Source organism: Endozoicomonas sp. ONNA1 (assembly GCF_024606325.1).
Lineage (GTDB): Bacteria > Pseudomonadota > Gammaproteobacteria > Pseudomonadales > Endozoicomonadaceae > Endozoicomonas_A.
In genome coordinates this window covers 1-10,046 of the sequence record NZ_JAHHPN010000558.1, presented here as the reverse complement: position 1 = coordinate 10,046, position 10,046 = coordinate 1, and the positions used below count along the sequence as shown (strand labels likewise).

General features: G+C 49.1%; 10 protein-coding genes. 4 read left to right on the top strand and 6 right to left on the bottom strand.

Annotated elements, in window-relative coordinates:
* Window positions 1-81: 81 nt before the first annotated feature.
* The 5 genes from KDK19_RS12820 to ftsY form a co-directional block, all read right to left on the bottom strand.
* On the bottom strand, window positions 82-1,545 hold the full coding sequence (locus KDK19_RS12820) for a hypothetical protein (RefSeq protein WP_257281048.1): 1,464 nt from the start codon (window positions 1,543-1,545) through the stop codon (window positions 82-84).
* A gap of 152 nt (window positions 1,546-1,697) precedes the next feature.
* The gene (gene rpoH / locus KDK19_RS12815) at window positions 1,698-2,564 is read right to left on the bottom strand and encodes an RNA polymerase sigma factor RpoH (protein ID WP_257281047.1); all 867 of its coding nucleotides are present in this window, start codon (window positions 2,562-2,564) and stop codon (window positions 1,698-1,700) included.
* 204 nt (window positions 2,565-2,768) lie between these two features.
* A complete protein-coding gene (gene ftsX, locus KDK19_RS12810) occupies window positions 2,769-3,806 on the bottom strand; it encodes a permease-like cell division protein FtsX (RefSeq protein ID WP_257281046.1) in 1,038 nt (345 codons plus the stop codon).
* Between the two features lie 3 nt (window positions 3,807-3,809).
* Window positions 3,810-4,478: a cell division ATP-binding protein FtsE gene (gene ftsE, locus KDK19_RS12805; protein ID WP_257281045.1), complete on the bottom strand. Its 669-nt coding sequence runs from the start codon at window positions 4,476-4,478 to the stop codon at window positions 3,810-3,812.
* 32 nt (window positions 4,479-4,510) lie between these two features.
* Complete coding sequence (gene ftsY / locus KDK19_RS12800; protein ID WP_257292116.1) at window positions 4,511-5,767, bottom strand: signal recognition particle-docking protein FtsY; 1,257 nt, start codon at window positions 5,765-5,767, stop codon at window positions 4,511-4,513.
* 255 nt (window positions 5,768-6,022) lie between these two features.
* On the opposite strand from ftsY, the gene rsmD reads away from it, so the two are divergent.
* The 3 genes from rsmD (at window position 6,023) to KDK19_RS12785 (ending at window position 8,041) form a co-directional block, all read left to right on the top strand.
* Entirely contained in the window at window positions 6,023-6,616 is a 594-nt protein-coding gene (gene rsmD / locus KDK19_RS12795; RefSeq protein WP_257281043.1) for a 16S rRNA (guanine(966)-N(2))-methyltransferase RsmD, read from the top strand.
* 15 nt (window positions 6,617-6,631) lie between these two features.
* Window positions 6,632-6,811 (top strand): DUF1289 domain-containing protein, encoded by a 180-nt coding sequence (locus KDK19_RS12790; RefSeq protein ID WP_257288020.1) that lies wholly within the window; start codon window positions 6,632-6,634, stop codon window positions 6,809-6,811.
* Window positions 6,812-6,946: 135 nt separating this feature from the next.
* On the top strand, window positions 6,947-8,041 hold the full coding sequence (locus KDK19_RS12785) for a malate dehydrogenase (protein WP_257281042.1): 1,095 nt from the start codon (window positions 6,947-6,949) through the stop codon (window positions 8,039-8,041).
* Between the two features lie 58 nt (window positions 8,042-8,099).
* Here KDK19_RS12785 and KDK19_RS12780 read toward each other — a convergent pair whose 3' ends face one another.
* The gene (locus tag KDK19_RS12780; RefSeq protein WP_257281041.1) at window positions 8,100-8,759 is read right to left on the bottom strand and encodes a TetR/AcrR family transcriptional regulator; all 660 of its coding nucleotides are present in this window, start codon (window positions 8,757-8,759) and stop codon (window positions 8,100-8,102) included.
* Window positions 8,760-8,892: 133 nt separating this feature from the next.
* On the opposite strand from KDK19_RS12780, the gene KDK19_RS12775 reads away from it, so the two are divergent.
* The coding region (locus KDK19_RS12775; protein ID WP_257292115.1) for an aldehyde dehydrogenase family protein at window positions 8,893-10,046 on the top strand (1,154 nt) is incomplete at its 3' end.

Genomic DNA, 10,046 nt, shown 5'->3' with positions numbered 1-10,046 from the left:
CAAGAATGTATCCTTAAGAGCGATGCCCCGATCAGTGGAGGTGCATTATACGGAGCTTAAGAGGTAGGTCAACGAGTTATTTCAAAACGACTGAAAACCATTTTCTCCTTCATTGAAAAGATCAAATTTAAAAGGTCGCTCAAAGCGTTCCTTCAATTGTTCAACCATTTCGGGACTGGCCTTAACGCCCGACCTTTCCAGATGAACCAATGAACGTCCTCTGGACTCCTTCTCACCAATTAACTGCTGAATACGCCTTTCCAAAAATACCTTTCTTGATACATTTTCTTCTGAGAGTTCTTTTCTTTCCTTCAACAGCCACAACTCTCTTTGCGCTGCTGCCAACTCCTCTGGTTCATCTTCCTCCCCAAGATCCAGTTGTCGACAGATCAAATCATTAAGCTCTTTTGCCACTCCGATCCTGAAATCAACCAACTCATTGCCAGAAGACTTAGATGACAGCTCTTGAACAGCTGCCAGGTATTGCAGCAGTTTACTTTCCTGTCGTTGGCAAACTCCCCGGAGTTGTTGATTAACGCCATCCGGAATCACCATACTCCAGATATTCTTCTTCATGTAAGCCTTGATTCTTTCAAGGCTTATTTCTTCTACTTGCTCCCTGATGGTTGTGCACGAAGCTCTCATAAAATGGTCAATCTGCTCCGGCAAACGCTCAACAGCCCCATCCAGCATACAACTCACAAGATTATCTGCCTCTTCCTCTAATCGAGTACGACAACTTTTCAGTGTTGCAAAGCAGAGACTGATCTTACGAGGGTCCATATTTGCTGCGGTGTATTTCTCACTCTCGGACAATAGATCAAAATCCGGAAAAAACGTTTCCTGAACTATCAATAGGGGATTGGGCCTTATGAGACAGCCCGTGGCACTTTTGGATATAAGCGAGCTGATCAACTCCCCTTGATACACTCCTGCATCCATCATCCGTAACAGAGCCATCAGCTCAGCAAGAAAAGACTTTTTGTTACTTAAACGCTTCAGATCAGGGGCATCAAGAACCATTGAATCGATAGCTGACTTTGTATGCTCCATCAGATCCGTGACATCAAATGACTCCTTGCCCTGAAGCGTAGTTTTTAAAGCCAGAGTTTGTCTCAGGTCGTAGAGAGAATAAACAGCTCTGGCAACATCCTCAGTTTGAATGGCTAAGATCAGTGAATGCATTGACTTGACGGCCTGAGCTTCATTTTTTAATTGCAGCTCCTTTCTTCTGGCCTGACGAAGCTCTGGTTTTTCCTGAAAGTTACCAGACCTTGTTGTGAGAACAGGTGATTCAGACCGAACTAAAGCTTGATGAGCTGACTGCAGTTTGGGCTGGGCATCAAAGCTTTTTATCAGCCGAACGCGAATCAGTCTTCGCCCGAATCTTTTAAAACCTCTTCCAACAGCAATCAGCTTTTTGCCCAGATACTCAAAAAACTTTATTTCATAACCAAAAATCCTGAAAATCCTTGACTGGGCTATCTGTTTGGGAGTTTCAGAGGGTTGCCGACTGGGAGAAGGCGTTTCCGGGCGTTCTATCATTGCTTCATCCTGAATTGCAGAGTCTCTGTCTTATTCGAATGGCTTTATAGAGAAACTATAGATAAAAACACCGCCTATCCTCTATTAGTTCATCTACAGAACGAAAACACCCGCAACAGGGTGCGGGTGTTTATGGAACATCAAGCACCTGTCTAGCCAGACCAGGCCTCCATAGAACCTTTAACCTTTGTCATTGCATTCTTTTCCAGTTGTCTGATTCGCTCAGCTGAAACGCCATAGTGGTCTGCCAGTTCATGAAGAGTCGCCTTATCTTCATTGAGCCAGCGCTTCTGAAGGATATCGCGGCTGCGCTCATCCAATGTTGCCAGAGCATTTCTCAACAGGTTCACCGAAGACTCGGACCAATCTGAATCTTCTAAAAGGCGTGCCGGATCTGCTCGCTGGTCTTCCAGATAGTGAGCAGGTGCTGCGTAGCTGCCGTTGTCATCACTGTCATCGGCATAGCCATCAAAGGCGGTATCATGGCCGGCCATTCGACCTTCCATTTCACGAACCACTTTGGCCTCGACACCCAAGTCATTGGCTACGGCCTTAACTTCATCATTACTGAGCCAGGAGAGGTGTTTTTTGGAACTGCGAAGATTAAAAAACAGCTTGCGCTGTGCCTTGGTGGTAGCCACCTTCACAATACGCCAGTTTTTCAGGATAAACTCATGGATTTCAGCCTTCACCCAGTGCACTGCAAAAGAGACCAGACGAACACCCACCTCCGGATTGAAACGTTTTACGGCTTTCATCAAGCCCACATTCCCTTCCTGAATCAGGTCAGCCAGGGGAAGCCCATAGCCACTGTAGCTTCTGGCAATATGGACGACAAAACGCAGATGAGACATAACCAACTGACGGGCAGCTTCCAGATCGTTCTTGTAGTAGAGACGCTCCGCCAAAACCTTTTCCTGGTCAGCAGACAACACAGCAATAGCGCTGACCCCTGTTACGTAGGCATCAATATTTTGCCCCGGGACTAACATATCGACTGGTTGTATACTGGTTCCCATGAATAACTCCATTGTAAGTGCCGATTCAGCACTCTACTTAAATTCAAACTCCAAATGCCCATGGCGTATAGAAAAACAACAGACTGGCCTTCGATTAAATAATAACAAAAACCGGGCTTTACGACCCTAGCTACTTTACGCTCTTTTGCGATAAAAACGCTATAAAAACACGCTTAACCCGCCTACTCTTGCCAAACATACCCTCTAGGGCCGCTCTTCTATTGTTCGAACATGACGATAGCAGCTCAATGCTGCTCCTGCCACCCCCAGGAAAATACCCGAGGCCAATAATGAGAAGAACATTGAAAAGCCGGGCCCTTGAGGCGTATAGCTGCTGCCGTAGAGGGCGGCGAGTTCTAATACTTCTGACACCAAACCAGCCAGCACACCCAGAATAATCAGCAGGGCCAACAAAGCCCCTCCCAGCCCATACCACATCCCCATATAAAGAAATGGCAATGTAACAAAACCATCGGTTCCACCCACGAGCTTGATCACTTTGATTTCAGCCCTGCGACTCTCAACGCTGAGACGCACAGTGTTGCCTATCGTTAAAAGCACAATGATTCCAAGAAGCACTGATAGTATGAGAGTAAAACGCTCGAGCAATTGAGTCATAGACTCAAGTCGCTTAATCCATTCCTGATCCAGCAGTGCCTCCATAACTCCTTCTTTGACCCGATATTTTCTCAAAAGTTCATTGAGTTGTTCAGCACTGAGCCCATTCCGGGGTGTAAGCTCCAGAACACCCGGCAAAGGATTAAAGCCCAGGGCATCGATAACCCCTTTCATCCGGGCCCTTTCCTGAAAGTCACTCAACCCCTCATCTGGACTGATATAAAGAAACTGATCAATATCCGGATCGTCTCTGGCTTCAACCTTGAGGCGATTGACCTCGTCACGCTCCAGCTTGTTGTCGAGATAGAGAGAGATTCTGGGCTGACCTTCCCATTCATGCCCCAGTGACTGGAGATTATTGGACAGTAATACAAGAATCGCAGGCAGTGCAAAAGCTACCGCAATCATCAGACAATTCAGAAAAGAAGCAAAAGGCGTCTTAAAGATGCGCCGTAATGAGTCAACTGCTACCTGTCGGTGCAGGCTTTTCAAATAAGCCATTGAGAAGCCTGTTGCCTTCTTTCTGGCTGCCCCTCTTTCAGCTTCAGCGTCTTTAGCCGCTGTAGGCTCTGACCGTTTTTTTTGGCTACCGTCTTTGTTTCTGACACTTTTTCTTGGAAACACGCTTTAACGCACCTCCTGATCATTAACCAGATGCCCCTGATCCAGAGTCAAAATACGATGGCGCATGCGGGCTACCAGTGCCAGATCGTGACTGGCAACCAGGACAGTAACGCCTACCTGATTAAAGCTTTCAAACAGCTGCATGATTTCAGCGGACAAATTAGGGTCGAGATTGCCAGTGGGTTCGTCGGCCAGAATCAGAGGAGGCCGGTTAACAACCGCACGCGCCAACCCCACGCGCTGCTGTTGACCACCAGACAGCTGAGCTGGATTCATTTTCTCCTTATCCAGAAGCCCCACGATATCCAGTGCAGCACGAACCCTGCCGGCGCACTCATGGTGAGTGTTTCCGGCAATGATCAGAGGCAAGGCAACGTTATCAAACACAGATCGATCAAAGAGCAGCTGGTGATCCTGGAAAACCAGACCTATGTTTCTACGAAAATAAGGAATCTGGCCACGCTTTAGCTTGCTGGTATCGTGCCCTCCCACCCAGATACTGCCAGAGGTCGGTTGCTCCATCAGCATGATGAGTTTCAGCAGAGTACTCTTACCGGCTCCGGAATGGCCGGTAAGAAAAGCAATTTCACCCCGATGCAGGTGGAAGCTGGTCTGTTCCAACCCCACGTGCCCTCCGGGATAACGCTTGGTGACATTGTCAAAGCGTATCATTAAGAACTTCCCTGCTGCTCTATTTTCATTGTTTAAGGCTCAACCGGGTCGAAGAGAGCTTCTACAAACTCATCTGCAGAGAAAGGCCTCAAATCGTCTATTTGCTCACCCACCCCCAGGAAGCGAATTGGTAGTTGCATCTGTTTGGACAAGGCAAAAACAACCCCACCCTTTGCAGTACCGTCCAGCTTGGTAAGCGCCATACCCGTCAGGTTAACTGCTTCGTGGAATATCCTGGCCTGATTGAGGGCATTCTGCCCTGTGCCGGCATCCAGAACCAGAAGCACTTCGTGGGGAGCCGAATCATCCAGCTTACCCAGAACCCTCTTAACCTTGCGCAGCTCATCCATCAGGTTATCTTTGTTGTGCAGGCGACCGGCCGTGTCAGCAATCAAGACATCCGCTCCACGCGCCTTGGCTGCTTCAAAAGCGTCATAAAGCACAGATGCACTGTCAGCGCCGGTATGCTGAGCAATCACAGGGATATCATTCCTTTCGCCCCAGACCTGCAGCTGCTCCACAGCTGCAGCCCGGAAGGTATCACCTGCAGCCAGCATCACTTTGCGCCCTTCAGCCTGAAGCTTACGCGCTACCTTACCGATCGTTGTCGTTTTACCAACACCGTTAACACCCACAACGAGAATGACGTAAGGCGTTTTTTGCTCATCAACAATTAAAGGCTGGTCAGCAGGCTTGAGAATTTCCTTAAGTTCAACCTTCATGGCAGAGATCAACGCATCGGCATCGCCCAGCTCGCGGTATTTCACTTTTTTGGTCAGTTTCCCGATAATTTCTGTCGTGGCTTCAACGCCTACATCCGATATCAGAAGCTGTGTTTCCAGCTCTTCCAGCAGATCTTCGTCGATTTCTTTTTTACCAACAAAGATTTCCGCGACACCATCAACAAATACACTACGGGTCTTGCCAAGCCCGCGCTTCATGCGAGCAAAGAAGCCTTTCTTCTCTTCCTGAGGCTCGCCCCTCTCCGGGACAGAAGGAAGAGTAGCAACTGTTTCAGTTTTTGGCTCCTTGACCGCCTCTTCCGTTTTTTCCTCAACCTTCTCAGCCTGTATTTCTACAGGTTCAACAGAAACGGTTTCTTCTGCTGTTTCTGCAACTGCCCCTTCGACTTCTGTCTGGACAACTGTCTCCTGGTGGGCTGCTGTCGGCTCAGTTTTCGGACTCTCATCTATAACCGGGGCAGGCTCGCTGTTTTTCTCTTCTTTGCGTCCCCAGGGCCAAAAACGTCGCTTCGCCGTTTTCTCATCACTTTTGCGAGAACCGAACATAAACTACTTCATCAGAATGGATTAAAAGGGTCACCGTATTAAAGCAGGTGGGTCTCAGGAGGCTGGTCGAAGCAGTTATAATGCCCGGACAGCCTTCCGGAATTGTGTATCCTATCTTACAGCTATTTACGAATGAAGCTTTTTAAGGTGAAAAATAGCATCAATGAGGTACGGGTATCTCTCGGGAAACCGCGGTTATCTCGTTTGGCAACTGATGTACAATCGCTGCTTTAAGGCCATCAACCGGAGTGATCAATGGCGCGAAGAGCAGCCATCAGGCAACGCCCAAATAAAGGTGGCGGAGAATTAAGAATCATTGGCGGACAATGGCGCAGTCGCAAGCTGCCTGTGGCAAACCTGCCGGGCTTGCGACCCACCTCGGACCGTGTGAGAGAAACCCTGTTTAACTGGTTGATGCCCTATGTTCCGGGTGCCAGGGTGCTGGACTGTTTCAGTGGGACAGGCGCCCTGGCCCTTGAGTCACTCTCCCGAGGCGCCAAAGAAGCCACCCTGCTTGAGGCAGCAGCAGAGGCTGCCTCGCTGCTTGGCAAAAACCTGACAACCCTTCAGGCAAAAAATGCCAGAGTCATTCGCACCGACAGCCTGAAATGGCTACAGCAAGCCGCAGACAAGGCTTTCGATCTCATCTTTCTGGACCCTCCATTCAGGCAGGAACTGCTGGAAGAAACTTGTCGCCTGCTTAATTCAAATGGATACATTCACAGCGACAGTCTGATTTACATTGAGGTAGAAAAGGAACTATCGCCTCTTCCCGTACCTTCAAACTGGACAGTCACGAAAACCAAAACTGCAGGCCAGCTGAGTTATTACCTGTTGAGTGTTGAGTGAACACAAGTAATAAAAATGATGAGCAAAGTAAAGTCCCCCTGCATTCGCCAATGTGCACTCAATAAAGACCAGGTGTGTACCGGCTGCTTTCGGAGCCGGACAGAAATAGCCCGATGGAGCCGGGCCAGCCAGGAGGAGCAGAAAGAGATTGTATTGAATGCCAAGGTTCGCTGTAAGCAAAAAACGGCTGAATAATGGATACAAACCCTATCATTGGAAAACAACATCACTCACAGGTAGTGGACTTAACCTATCGTTCTAGGTACCCTTCACACCGCTGAGATTATTCTAACACTCTCTTTTCAGACGAGAACTCTAAGGAGTGGTCACATGAAACAACCCGTCCGTATCGCAGTCACAGGCGCAGCAGGTAACATCAGTTACTCTCTTCTTTTCAAAATTGCTGCTGGTGAAATGCTGGGCGCGGATCAGCCGGTGATTCTGCAACTGGTTGAGATTCCTCAGGCTATGGACAAGCTGCGTGGCGTGGCCATGGAACTCGAAGACTGCGCTTTCCCGCTGGTTCACGGCATCAGCCTGCACGACAACCCATTCGATGGATTCCGTGGTGTTCATTACGCCATGCTGGTAGGTGCGCGTCCTCGAAGCAAGGGCATGGAGCGTGCGGATCTGCTGGAAGCTAACGCAGTTATCTTCGCCGAGCAGGGTAAGGCTCTGAATGAAGTAGCAAACCGCGACGTTAAAGCACTGGTGGTGGGTAACCCGGCCAACACCAACTGCCTGATTCTTTCCCGCAATGCTCCGGATCTGGATCCTTCCCAATTCTGCGCAATGACCCGCCTGGACCACAACCGTGCCAAAGGTATCCTGGGCAACAAGCTGGGCGTTAATCCATCCGACATTGACGGTGTTTGCGTCTGGGGTAACCACTCTCCAACCATGTACCCTGACGTACATCATGCGACTGTTCTGGGTGAAGAGTCGGCAATCAGCAAAATCGACGAGCAATGGTACAAAGAAGATTTTACACCTCGCATTCAGAAACGTGGTGCTGAAATCATTGAATGGCGCGGCCTCTCTTCCGCCGCTTCTGCCGCACAAGCCGCTCTGGATCACGTGCGTGACTGGGCCCTGGGCAGCAACGGTGAAATCGTCAGCATGGGCATCATCTCTGACGGCAGCTACGGCGTAGCCAAAGGCATTTACTATTCCTTCCCATGTGTCTGCGAATTCGGCAGCTACCAGATCGTTCAGGGTCTGGAGATCAACGAATACGGTCAGAGCATGATGAAGAATACCGAAGAAGAACTGCTGAGCGAGAAAGCCGCTGTCGATCACCTGTTGCCAGCTGAAACCGCGCAGTCTCGTGAAAACCTGAGAAAATCTGACCGCACTGGCCAGACCGCTTTTGACAACGGTCTCGACAAGGCTGACGTCTACTATAAAGCCGATCGCATCTGCTGATTAGTCTTACCTGCAGGAGCTGATACACTCAGCTCCTTTTTATTTCCTCCGTAATCCCTTACCGACCCGGAATCCTCATAGGCACAAAATATTCTGCTTCCAATTCGGCAAAGGACTCCCTGGCCGCTTCACTGACATAAGGCCGATCCATAAGCAGAATCTGATAGAAAACTCTCCGGTGCAGTTTTTCTGGCAACAATTCATTTTCTTCCAGAAACGCTGAGGTCACCACCTCCTGCCAACTGCTGAGCACCATGAAGTTGTTCAACGCCAATGCTTCAATTTCATGCTCCGGCACCTCCATAAAGCCTGACAACACAAGTCCGGCAATAATCTTTTCCAGTGTCTCCAGAGAGAGCCTTGCAAACTGTTGATAGGCAGACCGAAGCTCTCTGCTCCTGCTCATAACCCCATGAACATCCCGATAGATAAAACGAAACTGCCACATACCGGCCAGGGCCAATTCCAGATACGTCCGCTTATCCTGAAAGGTCAGTGGACGATCTTTCGGAATAATCATGTTGTCAGCAATGTTGTCTATCAAACGTTGAAAAAGTGCGTGGATAATCTCATCTTTATTCCTGAAGTGGTAATAGAGATTTCCGGGAGAAATCCCCAGCTCTGCGGCAATATGGTTGGTCGTTACCGTCCTTTCACCCCGGTCATTAAAAAGCCCCAGAGCTTTGTCCAAAATACGATCACGAGTTTTAACTGCCATAAATACCCTTGAAATCCTGTCAGTAAATCGCTAAATTTAATTTTAGAGCAATTACTCTAAATGATCAAAACCCATTACCCGGCCAGACTCTTGCGAAAAAATGAAACCAGATCGGCTGAAGGAGACCTGCACCATGAGCCTTAGTGAAATTGACCAGCCTACAGAGACTGCCTCATCGGATCAAATGACCGCCAGCGATCATTCTTCCAGCCAGATCGCAAGGATGAAGACATCTCTGGAGGCTCAGCAAAAAGCCTTTCAAAATCAACCCAACCCATCACTTCAGCAACGCAGGAAGTGGCTGAAAACGCTGAAAGAAGGTTTGAAGAAACACCAGAAAGCCCTGGTGGATGCCATAAACAGGGACTTTGAGGGCCGTGCTGAAACAGAATCCCTGTTAGCCGAGTTTATGCCATCCCTCTCAACCATCGATTACTGTTGCAAGCATCTGGCTAAATGGATGAAGCCCAGTAAGCGACATGTAGCAATCACTCTACAACCGGCTTCGGCAAAGGTGGTTTATCAACCTCTGGGCGTTGTCGGCATTGTTGTTCCCTGGAACTACCCTCTCTTTCTGGCCATAGGCCCCCTGGCAACAGCCCTGGCTGCCGGTAACCGGGCAATGATCAAGATGTCTGAGTTTACTCCGGCTACCTCCAGACTGTTTGCCGAGATGATTGCGGATATCTTCCCTGCTGACCTGGTCACTGTTGTCAATGGTGAAGCGGATGTGGGAGCCGCTTTCACCGCTCTACCGTTTGACCACATTCTCTTTACCGGCTCTACCCAGGTCGGCAAACACGTAATGACGGCCGCGGCCAAAAATCTCACCCCTGTAACCCTTGAGCTCGGGGGAAAATCCCCAGTGATCATTGACGAAGACTTCCCAATGCAGGAAGTAGCCGAGCGTGTCTGCTACGGAAAATCAATGAATGCGGGGCAGACTTGCGTCGCCCCTGATTACGTTCTGGTCAAGCAACAACGCAAGGAAGAGTTTGTAGAAGCTTACCTGAAGGCCTTCAGCAACATGCATCCTTCAGTGAATGACAGTCAGCATTACACTGCGATTATTAACGAGAGACAGCATCAAAGATTACTCAGCCACATTGAGGATGCCAAAAGCAAAGGGGCAGAGATTCGGGTGGGCAACAATGAGGAAATAACCGATGGCTCCCGTCGTTTACCTCCCCATCTGATTCTGAATGCTACGGAAGACATGAGCGTCATGCAGGAAGAAATTTTTGGTCCACTGCTGCCCATCATCGGGGTAGACAGCATTGATGAAGC